Source organism: Xenorhabdus mauleonii (assembly GCF_900113945.1).
In the GTDB taxonomy this organism is placed as follows: Bacteria; Pseudomonadota; Gammaproteobacteria; order Enterobacterales; family Enterobacteriaceae; genus Xenorhabdus; species Xenorhabdus mauleonii.
On record NZ_FORG01000011.1, the window covers coordinates 81,298 to 95,937 of the forward strand.

Below are 14,640 nucleotides of genomic sequence, written 5' to 3' on the forward strand. Positions count from 1 at the left end.
TCAGAGATTAGTCAGTCAGCTAGAAGTCAGACGCATATCCAATGGATTTCAAGGTGCAGCACGACAGCAAGGGAAAGACACATTCGTCGGAATGAATTTCCCCAGCCAAAGGCTGGTTTCTGGTGAAAGGCAGAACTCTCATTAAACCCAGTGAGCATAGATAACGTTATGTGGCTGAAGTGATGTTGTAAAGAATAAAATCACGCTGTAAATCAAAATGCAGCTTTTATGAGATTTTTTTTTGGGAGTTAAGAGTATTTTATAATATTTAGATGTCTTCACTTTATGGATGATGATAATTATCCATAATTGTCAAATTTTCGGAGAAACTAAATATTATGTCGATAACAACATTTCGGGTCGCTGCAGTGCAAGCCGCCCCTATTTTTCTCGATCTGGAAGCTACCCTCGAAAAGACCATTTCACTTATCGAGTCAGCAGCCGATCACGGCGCTAAATTAATTGCGTTCCCTGAAACTTGGATACCGGGATATCCGTGGTTCATATGGCTGGATTCACCTTTATGGGGTATGCAATTCCTCAAGCAATATCATGACAATTAATTGGTTATCAATAGCGAGCAATATAAAAGAATTGAACAAGCGGCCGCTGACAATAACATTATGGTCGTGCTGGGTTTCAGTGAAAAAAACAACAGTAGTCTTTATATTTCCCAATCTATTATTGACCCGACAGGCAAGACATTACTGACACGAAGAAAACTGAAGCCCACCCATGTAGAAAGAACGATTTTTGGCGAAGGTGATGGCAGCAGTTTAAATGTTATAGAGACATCTCTCGGGAAAGTCGGCGCTTTAAATTGTTGGGAGCATCTCCAACCGCTATCCAAATACGCGATGTTTGCCCAAAATGAACAAATTCATATTGGTTCTTGGCCGAGCTTTTCTATATATAAAGGGCATGTTCATGCTCTGTCAGGTGAAATGAATACGGCTGTCAGTAATGTGTATGCATTAGAAGGCCAGTGCTTTGTTATTGGCGCCTGTGGCCTGGTTTCACAAGAAATGATTGATATGATGTGCCAAACAGAAATGCACAGAACGTTGCTTGAAACAGGGGGAGGCTATGCCTGTATTTACGGCCCCGAAGGAAAACAGCTTGCCAAGCCGCTGCCTCCCAATGAAGAAGGGCTGTTATATGCGAATATTGATCTGAGTGATATTACATTGGCAAAATCGGTTGCAGATCCTGCGGGGCATTATTCAAGGCCAGATGTGACTTGCTTACTTTTGGATAAAACCCGACGTTTACCTATGCTAATCAAAGAGACGGAATGATATTTACGGTGAAAAAATTTGTCACGTTATGGTACTGTATTGGTGTCTGGAGAAGAAAATTTTGGCCATAATATTATTAAAACTGAAAACTTACGCGGAATGCGCTTCCCACATTGGAGTGATTACCTAGAGAAACTAACGGACTAATACGGCTATTACGTTGGCGAAGGCCTTTTTGGAGACGCATTCTTTCCTATTGAGGAATAAAAACCTGACAAAAATCGTCGATATCACAGAAAAGTTTCACTAATTTGTTCATGCCTGTTCCTTGTTAGATCGGTTTTTCCTTGGTCGAAAACTTCGACCTTGGAACAGGCACTTAGTTCAATTTATTTATCCAGAATTCAGGTTAATTAACCAATAATTGTTCTTGATATGTTCAATACTGCAATACCTATCTTACCCATTTTTGATGGAGAATTATCATAACTCCCTGGAGTTATAGCTATTTCACAGAAAGTCACATTCTCTAAACTGAAAGTGTAACTGCGGTAATAATCTTTCCATTCATCAGTCAATGTAATACCTAAAAAATCTACCGCAACTAGATTATTTAAAGCATCATATAGCCTAATAACAATGGAAGATTGAGGGGTTCCAGATATTGATTTTTGGCATGTTTTAAAATATAAAACACTGCCATCTTTGACAGGAATTCGTTTAGAAAAATTTCGTACTTTCAAAAAAGTAGTCACATCATCTTCTAATGAAATCGCCGAAGGATAACCCAATGGAAATTCATTTAACTGAGAATATATTGCTTCATTATAATATCCATCATGCCAAAATGCAGGATTAGATGATCCAGAGTAATCAGATAAATATTTATTGTCGTTTAACTCTTTGTGAGAAAATGGGGGTTTGCGCCCAATTCAGCGAAAAGTTCCATAATGTTAATATTATCCAGTTATTTCAATATATTAAATGAAAATAATCAGCCTGCTTCCTCGTAAGCATCATACTCATCACTATCATCCATTTTTGATTCGAGCAGCGGGTCTACATTTTCTAGTAAACTGTCAAGACTGAAGGTGTCGCTTTGTTCTGCGAAAATGTAGTTCCCTGCCAACTGGATATGGCTCCAAGCCACTGGGGAGAGATTGGCCAATATTTCAATTGCCTCGCTGTTACCTTGTTTTTCAAATCGTTCTACCAGTCCGGATAACAAGGCTGAATTGTAGTAGATAATGCAATTGGCGATCAGGCGGGCACAATCGTTCCATTGTTCAACCTGATAATCATTTCCGCCCCGAAACTGATTGCCATTAACAGACGCGATGGCTCTTCTGAGTTGATGATAGGCTTCTCCCCGATTCAATGCTTGTTGCACAAACTGCCTCAGTGTCTGATTGTCCACGTATTCAAGCAAATAGATACATTTTACTAACCTGTCATACTCACGTAGGGCAGACAACGTCGAGTGACTTCTTTTGCCATTTGACAGTTTTCTGACCACGGTACTCTGATTGGTTGCCTTGCGGCTCAATGAGCAAACAATATGCTGGATATGTTCCCATTCCTCCATGATTAACTTGTACTTTATCTGTTTTTTCAAAGAAATATGGAGTTTTTCACCCAGTAAGGTGATATCGAACAATTCTTCAAAAATTTTTTTGAACTTGGCATAACGAGGGGCAAACTGGTAACCGAAAATATCCAGCAAGGCAAAATTGACATTATTGATCCCATGATTATCCGTCGAAACCGAGAGCGGCTGGATATCACTGCTGTTGTTATAGAGCAGATCAAAAGCAAAATGCCCCTCAAACTCATTCGGTGCGTTCACGACAGTATTGACCGGAACATGATTGACGACCAGCGACAATGCTGATACCCCTTTACCTTTGCGGAAATACTTGGCAGAAAAGCGAGCCTTGAATGTGTTTATCCGGCAACCGTGTTTTTGTCCATCGATACTACCAAAAGGCGCAGCCTCATTGATGGTGTAATACTTGAATATGGGTAAGCGGGCGATCGCATTGGAAATAATATCATTGGCAGCGTGGGTCGTTTCTGGTCGAATATAACTATCATTGACAGCCCGGAGCGCGCCTACGCTGCGATCGAAAACAGCGGCTATTCGATGTAGACCATAGTTTGCGCCGTTGCCGAAAATACAGGCAATCAAATCGCCTTCCCGTTTCTCTGACTCTTTCTTATAGGTTGTCATGTTTTCAAGGGCGCTGAGATAGCCTGTTTTGCGGTTGACGTAACTCATAATCTCAATAATTCCTTTGTGCTTGAGCTGGCTGTAAACCGGGTTGTCAATACCGGCTTTCCAGCGACGGTTCGCCAGACTCCATGTCAGACGGTTAGAGCGGGGCTGGCATTTTACGAAATCATTGGCATCCGCATTAATGTTAGCTGTTACGCGATCAAACAAGGTATTTAACCTCGTTTCCAACTGCATCAGCGTCTGAGTAATGGGCTCACTAAGACGATTAAGTCCTGTTTTTTCAATCAGCTCTGGTTTTTCCTTCATCCAGACATCCACCGGAATAAGGTCATCTTCCAGACGTTTATTTTTTTCACTCTCGGTCACATAGATTCTGCCGCTGTTAATCATATGATCAATCCGGTGATACAAATAGAACTCAAACCGCTGGAGATGAATGTCATCGCCATCAAGAAGATAACGCAGGTCACGTGGACGGATGAATTCCTGCGTCACACACGTGATTCGTTTGTGTTTGTCCAGGTCAGCTTTTGCAGTGGTTATTTGCGCCGCTATCAGAGGCTGGTCAGGGGAACACTCAATATCAATAGCCCTGAACAGCTTGCGCAGAGAATTTGATGTTCTGCGGGCGTGTTTGTCAGTGTATTGCCATTGATAGTCAATGAGATCAAAATTCTCCTTGCAAAGATGCTGGCTGATTTTTCTCATATCACCTTCATCAATCAGTGAAAATGCCTGTTTGCGAATTTCACCAAACGGAACACTGTCACTGAGTGTATTATCAACAAATAAGCTCAGAACGTTGCCTGCATACTTAAGCTTATTTCTGACCACTTCCAGTTCTTCAGCGATTTTTTGCTGGGCAAACGTTTTTGCGGATTCATGATGTTTTGTGACAAGATAGCAAAATGCGGTCACCAGCCTGTCGTTGTTTTCTCTATATCGAAAAAAGAGATAACAACACAGATAGAGAAGCCCCTGCCACTTGGGCATTCGCCTGATTTTATAAACTGAACGGTGCTTTACAACGGAGGCGTAATAGAGCCTATTTCCACGGGATAATCGAAGAGCCTCAAGCAGAGATTTTAATTCAGGGTAAATACTCTTTATGGTTCTGTGTGTATTCAGCTCACGCTCCAGCTCTGAGGGCGAAAAGCTACGGGCTGATCCCTTATATCCGGACAGGCTGTTAAGTAGTCCTTTGTCTGCCATGATGCTCTGTAGGGTGTTAACCGTATTTTCCGACATCTGTCGGGATAGAATGGCTTCGGTTCGCTTTCTCTCGGCACTGAGCGTCCGGGTAATAAGCGTCTGGATCGTGCTGTATGCCGGAAGGGCAATACGCTGCTGACTAAAGAATGCGATGCATTCATCGAACATATATCGGGGATCAGCATAGATGATTGCGACGTCCTGGAGACGTAAGACCAAATTGTCAGTTATGGCGGGGGTTAGCTGCTCAAAACTAAGCAAGGCCAGAACCTGATTGATTAGCCGGGATCGGGTTGATTTGGCCAACTCAGTGTACCGTGGTTTTGCGCCTGAAAAGTAGGTCTGGCAAATATACATAACATCCGGTCTAACGTCCTTTAAATGGAATTTGGGAATAACGGGCTTAGCCCGGAAATATCCAATAAAGAGAATAAAATAAATACGGTTTTCGAGTTTCTCTATTGCGCGGATGTGTTCAAGCAGTGTGTCATTCAGGGCAAAATATTCTTCACGTTCTGTCTGACTGAATTCGGGGCGGCGATACAGCTCATCAATTTCATCGGTTTTAAGAATTTGTATCCGGCTTGGGCGCGTCGGCTGCATGTTTTTCCTTGATAGATTTTTGTACCAACAAAGGTGGCCAAAAACGTTCACGAAGAGTGCTGATAGGGTGTACTTTTAATACACTGGCTAAATACCAGTGCAGAAAATAACGTAACGCTATGTATAATGCACCATAATAATGACACCATGTGTAGTGCACTGATGAATGCCAATATGCGGATTTACGGATACCTGAGAGCATCGACAAGTGAGCAGGATGCTTCAAGGGCAAAAAATGAGCTGATTGAGTTCGCCAGTGAATTAGGCGTTCAGGTTGCCTGTTGGTTTGAAGAAAATGAATCCGGTGCCCGGCTTCATCGTCCAGAGTTGTTCCGTTTGCTTGATGTGGCTATGCCGGGCGATGTGCTCTTAGTTGAACAAGTCGACCGTCTCAGTCGGCTGAATACGGCTGACTGGGAAAAACTGAAATATATGATTAGCCATAAGGGACTGAAAGTGGTTTCTCTGGATCTCCCGACCAGCCATCAGTTCATGAAGGGATCCGATGAGTTCACAGAACGTATGTTGACGGCACTCAACAACATGATGCTTGATATGCTGGCCGCCGTTGCCCGGAAAGACTACGAGGACAGACGCCGTCGTCAGGCTCAGGGTGTAAATAAAGCTAAACAGGAAGGTAAATATAAAGGTCGCCCGGTGGATAAAAAATTGCATCAAAAAATAGAAGGGCTTCTCAGAGAGAAAAAAAGTTATAACGCGATTGTTTATTTATTGGGATGTTCCAGACATACCATATCCAAAGTTTCAAAAACCATCAAAAATTCAGAATAATTCTATAATTCAATGATTTTAAAACATTAATTTATTATCATGGCACTTTTGGATGCGTTGGGCGCAAAACCCCATAAAGCAGATTTAGTGCGTTCAGTGCTTACTAAAGAAAATGATAATCCAACAGACCAACTTATAGTCTGCCTAATTATAGTTTTTCGTTTTAGAAATAACTTCTTCCATGGCTTGAAATGGGCATATGAATTAAGAGGTCAATTAGGTAATTTTACACATTCGATAGCTTTGTTAAAAAAATACTTAGCGGAAGTAAAAAAGTAGTTGTTAACACTCTCTTAAGCCTCACAAAAAACATGAGGCTTATGGGTGTTATTGATTGCTAAATGTTGTTTTGCAATTCATGCAAAGCCGCCACTTGCAAAAAGTGGCTGCGGTTTTTGTATAAATTGGGACTGGCTTTGACCTGATCATCGATTTTCTTTGATAACAGGTCAGGTTGAGTCACATTGAATTTTGTCGATTTACCTAAATACGGTTCTACATCAATTTCAACGACAGCCCAAGCCCATCCTGCGTATTCTTCATCTTTGATCCAGTAATTCAAAAACTTTGCTTCGGGAGGTAATTGACCCATCTCAGTCAATATCTCTAAATGCCCTATGATGGCTTCCTTAGCCTTTTTTACTGCATCATCCATTGAACCACCGGCCGAGAAGCAGCCGGGTATATCAGGCACTACCACGCCGTAAGCGCCGTTCTCATCACCGATTTCAATCGCTATAGGATATAACACGTTATATGCCTCCAATTATTAAGTAGTAGATCCCGACATTTTCTACTTAATGTTTTGCGATGAATTCCTCTGTTTCGTCTTGATCGCCGTATGAAACGATCCCAGATGTGTCTATTTGATTTTCCAACTGACGCAGGTCGTAAGCACTCTGGAGACGTAACCAAAACTCAGGTGTACTTCCTAACGCAGCTGCGATACGGATCGCCAACGATGGAGTTAACGCCGTCTTACCGGCAAGAAAACGAGACACAGTAGCCGGTGTTACTCCAATATTGAGTGCAAAGCGACGACCACTAATACCCATATCAGCCAAATCTCTTGCAATAATCTCTCCTGGGTGGGAAATTTTAAACTGTCTCATTAGTGATAATCCTCATAATTCAGAATGTAAGCATCACCGTTGATGAACTGGAAAGTAATGCGCCAGTTAGCCCGAACGGTAATAGACCAGTAACCTTCGCGATCCCCTTTCAACGGGTGAAGTTTGTAGATTTGCCGGTTTAGCTCACCTATTTCATTTGCTGCATCAATGGCCTGTAAACGGTCGTTAATCCTCTCGGCATCTTGCGCCGGTACACCAGACGTAATTCCTTTCTCAAAAAGTTGCTTCAACCCTTTGTGCTTGAATGATTTAATCATTATCTGATCCGTATTACATAATGTGTAATACTATATTACAGTATTACACGATGTGCAATATTAAAAATAAATTAGCAGAAGACCGAGGGCATTGATAGTGTGAAGTTTGCAACTAATTGCGGATGATGTTCACTACTGATAAAGGTAATTCTATGTGAAACCTGAACGACTTTGTGGGGTTAGACCCTTACGGAGTAAAATAGAAAAGCCGATGCATAAGCACCGGCTCTCTAAGCGCACAAATCCAACCAAAACAGGGTGTTTCCGCTGAATCATAGGGGCAAGGATATCAGTAAAAAGGGGCTTTGTGCCAGAGATATCCTTACGTTTTCTGCTTTCCTTCGTGAGCCGATTTGATGGACTCCATTGTCTCTTTAAAGTGCTCGAAGGCTTTTTCGTATTCTCTTGTTTTCGCTGTCAGCGTGGTAATGAGTTCGTTTTCGAATCCATTGCCTTGGCAAAAATTCTTTTTGTACAGGAGCAAAACCTGAGCGGCGAAGCTGTCATCATCGATATAAAAATAGCAGGTTGGCACATCTAAAATTGCGGCAATCTGGCTGGCCACATTGTATGGCGGGGTTAAGACACCTCTTTCATATTGGCTTATTTTTGCCTTTGCGCGCTCTTTATTGGGTACCCCCAATGCTTCCCCAACCTCACGTTGGGAGAGGTTTTTGGCTTTTCTTGCGTCTACTAATCTTTGTGGGTTCATGTATAAAAAATATTAATCTTATTTAGGGTTGCATCTTGATTCTTTTTTACCATTGTTACAGAATGCTTGATAGGCATCGTGAATAGATCACCATGATCTAATTAAGATGACTCAATGAGTGAGATTTCGTAACTACTCAATGCTCACCAGGGAATTTTTAAATTTACACAATAAATAATAACAAATGAAAGTATGTTTAGTTAAGTTGATTATCTTGGTTAGAACGAGAGGTGTTTGTTGGAAAAGAAGATTCAATATATTGATTTTTTAAAGGGGTTGCCGTGGCAAGATGAAAGCACTCAGGTGCTATCCGGCCAAATTTCTGCATGTATTTCCATTGCTAACAATCCGGTTTATATGGGGATGTCTTGCATCTTTATTTTGTTAAAAAAATTCCGTGATGATGGCCATTCAGATGAATTGTTATACAAATATGAGGCCGTTGTGGGAGAAATCATAGAAAGGTTTGATTTTCGTGTCACCTTTCCTTCAAAAGCACAATGACCCTCATATCATTATATAGGTGTGAATATGGATCGTGTTCTGGCGGAATATATTGAAGATTACAATGCGAGTGTTTTTGAAGAGGCAATTACAAGCACCCTGATCAGCTTACCGTGGGAATCAGAGTCCCTCACTGTGTTAAGGGACAAGGTTATTGAAATTGCACAGTCGTATGACGGCTTTCAGGCAGATATTGAGGCTGTATGTATCTTTTGGCTGTTATCTGATCAGCATATATACGAGGAAAAGACAAGGTTTCAAACTGATACTCGAACTCTCCATAGAATGGAGGTGGTCGCGCGTTTAATCATAAACAAAACCTTGAAAAAGGTAAGTCACCAACTGCCACCAGCACAAAAGCATTAATCAGTATTGTCTTCACCAATATCTACTTTCACATCGATGCCTGTGTTATCTCTGTTGTCCCGATAACGCCTTTTAAGAAAAAACAGGGAGTAATCTGAAGTTGAGACACTCCCTTATCTTCAGCATCTTACACATTTTTATTATTAATCCCTGTAATGGAAATGAGCACCGTTTGTGTGCATATACAACATTCTAACTACCAATTTACTTTTACGTTAAAGCTCCATTCTAATATGGATCGTTTGAATTCATATAGGAAAGCCCCCTCTCATGGCTAAGCATATCCCTGTCGTTGTTTGCCGCACACATCCCAAGGCCACTATCCCTACCTATCGCACTGAAAACGCGGCAGGGTTCGATCTAATCGCTGTAGATTACAAACTGCATACCTACATTGATAAAGGTAAATCACACCTTGCCTATCTTATTCGCACAGGGTTAAAAGTGGCGATACCTGAAGGGTATTGCATGAAGATTTACGCCAATACAGAGCTTGCCCAGAAACATCATGCACGTCCGGTGGAATGTGTCGGCATTATCGATTGTGATTATCGTGATGAGATTATCATTAAGCTGATTGTTGAATCAGGCGCCCGTACCCTTCATTTCAGCGAAGGAATGTGCGTCGCCCAGGGCGTCATTGAAGAAGTGGCCAAAGCCTCGTTTGAGGATGTCACAGAAGACAAATTCGCTGAGCGAGGCGCTGAAGGCCAAGCTGGCCACACAGATACCCCCGCTAACATTGAACCCCGTTCAGCAGAGAAAGTGAAAGCGGAAAAATCAAAGGCTGAGAAATAAGGATTATTATGACCGGTTATATTTTAGCTGATAATTTTACGCTGAATCGCAGCGATGAAGGCACCTACTCCGCGTTCGATCTCAATATTGCCACGGCATTACTGGCGGGTTCTAAACTCGACAGCATCACGTCTGAAGGCGATGCCATGATGAGCGCGCCCAACGGGTTAAGCTGGATGATTGCCAAGCATCACGATGTGGAGCGTGAAAAAGCCTTATCGGAACAATATAACTGCCCTTGTTACAATCCAATCACGCACGAACTCTTTACGCGCTTTATCATGCGGGAGTATCCCGTCACCATTGACCCTATCGTCACGGTAAACGGTACCTTAGTGGGGCAATGGCGTGTTGCTTCAAATGGCGCATCCACCGGCATCAATGTGACTACCGCATTTCAACACAAACTGCCTGAATTCTGTGTAACTCAATCCGACAGCATCACTGAAGCCATCATCCACAATGGGTTAATGCAGGCCGGTATTGATCGCAACGCATACGTTTATTTCCAGAACGATATGGAAACCTATGATGTGGTTTTTATCTCGTCGCAAACCGCTAACGTGATTAAACAGGAACCTGCTTTCTGGGCGTATTGCGTCCGCGTTGCTGAACTCGATCAGTATGCCGTGATTGGCGTTCCTGAAGAGCAGGAGCAATTGGCGGTTGAAAAAGCGAAATTAGCGCTGGTGGCTCAGTTAGCTGAATATAAGCGTGAAAGTGTGTCAGAACAGAATAACGCTGAATAGTACGTGCGTGCTTCTCATCACCGTATTATCACATGTGCTGATTAACACGGTTTGAATTTTGGTAAGTTAGAAGGCTTATACAAGCCTTCTAATCTAATGGAAATCATCGCGCCAATAGTGCCTTGATAGGTTGGGTACTCATTTTCTGCGCCATCAACTGCCGGGCTTCCCAACGGTCATGAGTGGCTTGTACGTTAATCCAGAAATCAGCGTCAGTCTCAAACAAAGCCGCCAACATGACAGCCTCTTCAATGCTGATCCGGCGCTTGCCATTGATAATTTCAGCAATACGTGGGCGGGAAAGATTCAGTGCCTCGCCTAATTTTACTTGAGTGATATTCAATGGCTTTAAAAATTCCTCTGAGAGCATTTCACCCACAGTCGTCGGTTCTCTTAACATTGTATCCATAACGCCCTCTGTCAATCTCTATAGGTTGAATTCCTCTCTGTCTACAAGGGATTACACATATTCCATTGAAAAGAATAGGGTTTTAAGCTGGTGGCTGTGCTAAAGTGAATTTAACTCATTAATCAGGGTTGGATTACGTTCAAGCATTTTGAGTAGTTTCAATGATGAACCTGAAGGAATACGGCGATGTTGCTCCCAGCTTTGAATAAGAGAAGGTGAAACACCCACAACATTAGCAAATTCACTCTGTTTTAACCCAAAAGATTCACGTAAGTTTTTTACATCGGGTAAACGATGGTAATAGATATTTTCACTAGGAACAGAAAGCTCACCTTTTTCAATTGATACCATCTGTTCCATACTTTCGACCAAATCGTTAAACAATTTTTTGTCCATAATTTCTCCGTTGTATGTACATAGCCGCACGTTTGCGCGGAGTTGATTATTGTAATTTGCTACTGATGGCTTTGAGCACTTCTTTTTCTTTTGCCGTGATATTATCTTTTTTATTTTTAGGATAAATCAAAAGCAGATAGAGCCTTCCCGTTTTGGTTATGGTGTAATAGATAATTCTGACACCACCACTTTTACCCATTCCTTCACGTTGTCAGCGGATCTTTTTACACCCTCCAGTGGCACTAATCGTGCTGCCTTGCTCATGATTCTTTAATAAGTGCGCCTGTAATAATCTGAATTCATCATCGGTTAATAACCCTACCCGTTCTCGACTAAATACGGGGGTTTCGATAAAAACTAAGTATTCCATAAAAAACATCCTTGTCATCAATATGAATCACTATAGTCGTACAGGGTGCGACTGTCAACAAGAAAATAGTACCCGGTACGACATAAATCCTGTAGATCTACTGACAGCTATCGCAGCGGTCATTTCTCTTTGTGGCAAGACAACTGAGTTAGATGAATGATTGCGAAGCGTTTGAACAGTAATTTATTCTAGATTGCATTCCTTAATTATTTAATCGTCAGTAAAAGAACCGAATGCCCCCTGATTTCATCATTGATGATATTATTTGCTCATCTCTTTATATTCTTAAAGTATTAAGCTATAAACTTTCCAATTTTATTTGAATTATGAATTCATAAATAATAAAACCAATATTTACTTTATATTTTTAAATTAAAGTTGCTATAGCATTTATTGCCCTTTTTGAGGAGGGCTGTTTCATTATTGCAACTAAATAATTTAATTAAGGATATTGTAATGAGTAAAATTGCCTATTATGAAAATGGCGTGCCATATTATGATAATGGAAGCGCTGGGATGGATATCTTCGACAGATTGAACTTGCATTCTCCAACAAGTTTTGTGCCTTCTTTTCATGATTTTGGCGGAAACGGTAAGGCTGGTGGTTTTGTAAGACCTAGTGCAGCTCTAACAGATGGTGCTTTGTGTGCGCCAGACGGAGGGATTGGTGCTTACGATATGCTTGATTTTTGGAAAAATAATGGGGAAAAAGATGAAATATGTCCTGTTTGCTCAAGGAAAAAATGCCCTTTTATAGAAAAAGAAATGAATAAGGCGTTAGGGTTACTGGACAAATATCGCCATAAACCTAATGGTGAATATTTTGCACTACTAAGATCTGATTACCATTTTTATCGACCACTACTCACTATCAAAAACACATTTAACTCTACAGCACCTGTTGTCATGAGCCACCTATCCATGCTTGAGGATAAGAAATTTTATTCAACCACAAATAATCTGAAGGGGCTTTTTAACGATCGCTTTTTGCTCGACCGAAAAATAGGTTCATTTAAGAGCTTATCAGCTAACACCCAAACCACATTACAAATATTTGCTTATGGCAATGAATCTAGGGAACCCAAATATAATAGCTTCTACCACTATATGGGTATCGTTGAAGGCACGGGGCGTAGTTCCGGATTAACGGGTAGAGATCATGATTCTGCTATTAAAGAATTATATAATAATATGAATCCCACAAAGAGAAATATTTTTGTATTAAATGAACTTATAAAAGAGCACAATAATAAAGTTAGCCCAGAAGTAAAAAAAATTGGTGAGCTAACGTCAGATTTTCTAGCAGGTGCAAATAGCAATAATAGTGATATTGTCGAAAACCAATACAATTGGGCTATCCCAGGAACGGGAGTGAAAAGCAAATGGCAACGAGACATACAACAAGCCATATTTGGCCTCGAAAACATGGAAGCAGCACTCGAGATAGGGATGTATACACCTGGAAGAACGAATATTTCAACTAATGCAGCCCGTTTTTCAACGCTGGGAGATAGTGATAAATACCCTCATGGAGTGCTCCAAGAAAACGGCAACTTTGAGGGTAGCCAAGTGAATGCCTTTCGACATGCACTATGGCAAGCTACCATTACCGCTAAATTTGGTGAGAAAACAGCGTCTCGTGTTGCAGATGCACATGAAACGTATCGCACGCTGGATTTAAATGTTCGCCACTTCAAAACACTTCCAGAGGCCGACCAAACAATTGATATGCTCAATAACCCACAGGGACGTGCAGTTGGCATGAAAAACACAGGGGCAACACAAAAAAACCTGGCTAAAGAAGTCTTAAATCACTTTCATAAAAATGGTCTTTACGTTGCCAAAAAAGATGCATCTGGATATGCCGTGGTGAACGAAAAAATCACAAATGAACAGTTTAATTATATGAACAGTGAAATTGATCGAACCAATAAAAATGGTTTCACCCCCGAAGTAGTAGAGAAAATGAAGAACGAACCATTAGTTGTCCGAGATTATCCGGGTTAATAATGTCAATATAATGTAAACTTAAGCCCGGCTTTTGGGGGACAGTTCAAAAGCCGGCTTTTTTATATGAATGGACAGCGTAGATAAAGGGAGTAAGAGATGATTTCTCACCAAAAAAATCATTTATCAGTGCGAAAGAGTATATTAGTTTCTTTGTTTGTTATTTTTTTCTCTGTGTTTTTTTTGTATAAATATAAGCAAAATAATATCGTCGAAAAAATATTTGATTTTACAGACAAGCATTGTAATGCTAATGAGGAATGCGTGGTTAACATGGCAAACGTCACCCCATTTGAATGGGATTACATGTATTTCATCGATAGTGGCCAAGATCCAAACCGTATTGAACGTATTATCAACTTAAAATTTGATGGTTTTTTGGACTTTTCCCAAGGTGTTTTTTTTATTAAAGATAACATAATTGTTCATTATGAAGGGTACTTTTATGACCCGGATTCCAGTGATGAAAGGGGATTACTGTTAAATTTTGATAAATTTGAAAATGGAATGAAACCAATTAAGTATTACGTCATGTCAAAAGATAACGCGAGCGTTTTGATAAAAAAGGAAATAACCCCTTATAGAATTCGCTATTGGCTTTCATATGCAAATGAAAATCAAGTGGTGAGAGGAGATGTGATATATCAGGGCGAGCAGAAGATTAAATATTAAGTATTCACAAAGCGGTAGCCATTCTACCGCCTGTGACATTTCATTATCCCCCAGCAACACCAATCGACGTGTTTTAATGCTTCAATGGTCAAGTCCGTGTTTTGATATACCATTTCCACTGCTTCCGTGATTTTTTCTTCGGTAATAGTGCCACAGGTTGTGGCACTATTACCGTGGGGACACAAT

Annotated in this window: 16 protein-coding genes and 2 pseudogenes; 9 read left to right on the forward strand and 9 right to left on the reverse strand. The window is 40.9% G+C overall.

Translation table 11 applies throughout. From position 1 onward, the window contains the following. The first annotated feature begins 338 nt into the window (after positions 1-338). Positions 339-1,298: pseudogene (locus BM100_RS12130) on the forward strand (carbon-nitrogen hydrolase family protein). 353 nt (positions 1,299-1,651) lie between these two features. On the opposite strand, the gene BM100_RS12135 reads toward BM100_RS12130, so the two are convergent. Together BM100_RS12135 and BM100_RS12140 are read right to left on the reverse strand one after the other, a co-directional pair. After that, positions 1,652-2,029 (reverse strand): hypothetical protein, encoded by a 378-nt coding sequence (locus BM100_RS12135; RefSeq protein ID WP_092511287.1) that lies wholly within the window; start codon positions 2,027-2,029, stop codon positions 1,652-1,654. Positions 2,030-2,232: 203 nt separating this feature from the next. Next, complete coding sequence (locus BM100_RS12140) at positions 2,233-5,289, reverse strand: Tn3 family transposase (RefSeq protein WP_092511289.1); 3,057 nt, start codon at positions 5,287-5,289, stop codon at positions 2,233-2,235. Positions 5,290-5,415: 126 nt separating this feature from the next. Here BM100_RS12140 and BM100_RS12145 point away from each other — a divergent pair, with 126 nt between their 5' ends. Further along, a complete protein-coding gene (locus tag BM100_RS12145) occupies positions 5,416-6,081 on the forward strand; it encodes a recombinase family protein (RefSeq protein ID WP_244590668.1) in 666 nt (221 codons plus the stop codon). A 39-nt stretch (positions 6,082-6,120) separates the two neighbouring features. Beyond that, positions 6,121-6,360, forward strand: coding sequence for a hypothetical protein (locus BM100_RS12150; RefSeq protein WP_092511291.1), 240 nt, complete (start codon positions 6,121-6,123; stop codon positions 6,358-6,360). Positions 6,361-6,418: 58 nt separating this feature from the next. Here BM100_RS12150 and BM100_RS12155 read toward each other — a convergent pair whose 3' ends face one another. The 4 genes from BM100_RS12155 to BM100_RS12170 all read right to left on the reverse strand — a co-directional run bounded on the left by BM100_RS12155 (position 6,419) and on the right by BM100_RS12170 (position 8,183). Continuing rightward, positions 6,419-6,832, reverse strand: coding sequence for a type II toxin-antitoxin system HicB family antitoxin (locus BM100_RS12155; RefSeq protein WP_092511293.1), 414 nt, complete (start codon positions 6,830-6,832; stop codon positions 6,419-6,421). Positions 6,833-6,878: 46 nt separating this feature from the next. Further along, positions 6,879-7,193, reverse strand: a complete 315-nt coding sequence (locus tag BM100_RS12160) for a HigA family addiction module antitoxin (protein WP_092511295.1) — start codon at positions 7,191-7,193, stop codon at positions 6,879-6,881. Next, positions 7,193-7,471: a type II toxin-antitoxin system RelE/ParE family toxin gene (locus tag BM100_RS12165; RefSeq protein ID WP_092511297.1), complete on the reverse strand. Its 279-nt coding sequence runs from the start codon at positions 7,469-7,471 to the stop codon at positions 7,193-7,195. Before BM100_RS12165 ends, BM100_RS12160 begins: the two co-directional genes overlap by 1 nt. A gap of 322 nt (positions 7,472-7,793) precedes the next feature. Beyond that, positions 7,794-8,183 (reverse strand): helix-turn-helix domain-containing protein, encoded by a 390-nt coding sequence (locus tag BM100_RS12170; RefSeq protein WP_092511299.1) that lies wholly within the window; start codon positions 8,181-8,183, stop codon positions 7,794-7,796. 237 nt (positions 8,184-8,420) lie between these two features. On the opposite strand from BM100_RS12170, the gene BM100_RS12175 reads away from it, so the two are divergent. The 4 genes from BM100_RS12175 to BM100_RS12190 all read left to right on the forward strand — a co-directional run bounded on the left by BM100_RS12175 (position 8,421) and on the right by BM100_RS12190 (position 10,600). After that, a complete protein-coding gene (locus tag BM100_RS12175; RefSeq protein WP_092511301.1) occupies positions 8,421-8,687 on the forward strand; it encodes a hypothetical protein in 267 nt (88 codons plus the stop codon). A 27-nt stretch (positions 8,688-8,714) separates the two neighbouring features. Next, positions 8,715-9,053 carry a hypothetical protein gene (locus tag BM100_RS12180; RefSeq protein ID WP_092511303.1) on the forward strand — a complete coding sequence of 113 codons (339 nt, stop codon included), beginning with the start codon at positions 8,715-8,717 and terminating at the stop codon, positions 9,051-9,053. A gap of 270 nt (positions 9,054-9,323) precedes the next feature. Then, positions 9,324-9,851, forward strand: a complete 528-nt coding sequence (locus BM100_RS12185) for a dUTP diphosphatase (protein WP_092511305.1) — start codon at positions 9,324-9,326, stop codon at positions 9,849-9,851. A gap of 8 nt (positions 9,852-9,859) precedes the next feature. Beyond that, positions 9,860-10,600 (forward strand): hypothetical protein, encoded by a 741-nt coding sequence (locus tag BM100_RS12190; RefSeq protein ID WP_092511307.1) that lies wholly within the window; start codon positions 9,860-9,862, stop codon positions 10,598-10,600. 103 nt (positions 10,601-10,703) lie between these two features. Here the strand turns inward: BM100_RS12190 and BM100_RS12195 are convergent, their stop codons facing one another. The 3 genes and pseudogenes from BM100_RS12195 to BM100_RS12205 all read right to left on the reverse strand — a co-directional run bounded on the left by BM100_RS12195 (position 10,704) and on the right by BM100_RS12205 (position 11,775). Further along, positions 10,704-11,009, reverse strand: a complete 306-nt coding sequence (locus BM100_RS12195) for a HigA family addiction module antitoxin (protein WP_092511309.1) — start codon at positions 11,007-11,009, stop codon at positions 10,704-10,706. Positions 11,010-11,108: 99 nt separating this feature from the next. Then, positions 11,109-11,405 (reverse strand): NadS family protein, encoded by a 297-nt coding sequence (nadS, locus tag BM100_RS12200; protein WP_092511311.1) that lies wholly within the window; start codon positions 11,403-11,405, stop codon positions 11,109-11,111. A 46-nt stretch (positions 11,406-11,451) separates the two neighbouring features. Beyond that, a pseudogene (locus tag BM100_RS12205) lies at positions 11,452-11,775 on the reverse strand (type II toxin-antitoxin system RelE/ParE family toxin). Positions 11,776-12,231: 456 nt separating this feature from the next. Between BM100_RS12205 and BM100_RS12210 the strand changes: the two are divergent. Then, positions 12,232-13,782 (forward strand): DUF6973 domain-containing protein, encoded by a 1,551-nt coding sequence (locus BM100_RS12210; RefSeq protein WP_092511313.1) that lies wholly within the window; start codon positions 12,232-12,234, stop codon positions 13,780-13,782. A 99-nt stretch (positions 13,783-13,881) separates the two neighbouring features. Beyond that, positions 13,882-14,454: a hypothetical protein gene (locus BM100_RS12215; RefSeq protein ID WP_092511315.1), complete on the forward strand. Its 573-nt coding sequence runs from the start codon at positions 13,882-13,884 to the stop codon at positions 14,452-14,454. Positions 14,455-14,640: the final 186 nt, after the last annotated feature.

What these genes read in the sequence shown, in the direction of transcription:
- BM100_RS12140 (WP_092511289.1), bottom strand. Translation starts at nt 5,289, where the DNA reads ATGCAGCCGACGCGCCCAAGCCGGATACAAATTCTTAAAACCGATGAA.
- BM100_RS12145 (WP_244590668.1), top strand. Translation starts at nt 5,416, where the DNA reads ATGCACCATAATAATGACACCATGTGTAGTGCACTGATGAATGCCAAT.
- BM100_RS12150 (WP_092511291.1), top strand. Translation starts at nt 6,121, where the DNA reads ATGGCACTTTTGGATGCGTTGGGCGCAAAACCCCATAAAGCAGATTTA.
- BM100_RS12160 (WP_092511295.1), bottom strand. Translation starts at nt 7,193, where the DNA reads ATGAGACAGTTTAAAATTTCCCACCCAGGAGAGATTATTGCAAGAGAT.
- BM100_RS12165 (WP_092511297.1), bottom strand. Translation starts at nt 7,471, where the DNA reads ATGATTAAATCATTCAAGCACAAAGGGTTGAAGCAACTTTTTGAGAAA.
- BM100_RS12170 (WP_092511299.1), bottom strand. Translation starts at nt 8,183, where the DNA reads ATGAACCCACAAAGATTAGTAGACGCAAGAAAAGCCAAAAACCTCTCC.
- BM100_RS12180 (WP_092511303.1), top strand. Translation starts at nt 8,715, where the DNA reads ATGGATCGTGTTCTGGCGGAATATATTGAAGATTACAATGCGAGTGTT.
- BM100_RS12185 (WP_092511305.1), top strand. Translation starts at nt 9,324, where the DNA reads ATGGCTAAGCATATCCCTGTCGTTGTTTGCCGCACACATCCCAAGGCC.
- BM100_RS12190 (WP_092511307.1), top strand. Translation starts at nt 9,860, where the DNA reads ATGACCGGTTATATTTTAGCTGATAATTTTACGCTGAATCGCAGCGAT.
- BM100_RS12195 (WP_092511309.1), bottom strand. Translation starts at nt 11,009, where the DNA reads ATGGATACAATGTTAAGAGAACCGACGACTGTGGGTGAAATGCTCTCA.
- nadS (WP_092511311.1), bottom strand. Translation starts at nt 11,405, where the DNA reads ATGGACAAAAAATTGTTTAACGATTTGGTCGAAAGTATGGAACAGATG.
- BM100_RS12210 (WP_092511313.1), top strand. Translation starts at nt 12,232, where the DNA reads ATGAGTAAAATTGCCTATTATGAAAATGGCGTGCCATATTATGATAAT.
- BM100_RS12215 (WP_092511315.1), top strand. Translation starts at nt 13,882, where the DNA reads ATGATTTCTCACCAAAAAAATCATTTATCAGTGCGAAAGAGTATATTA.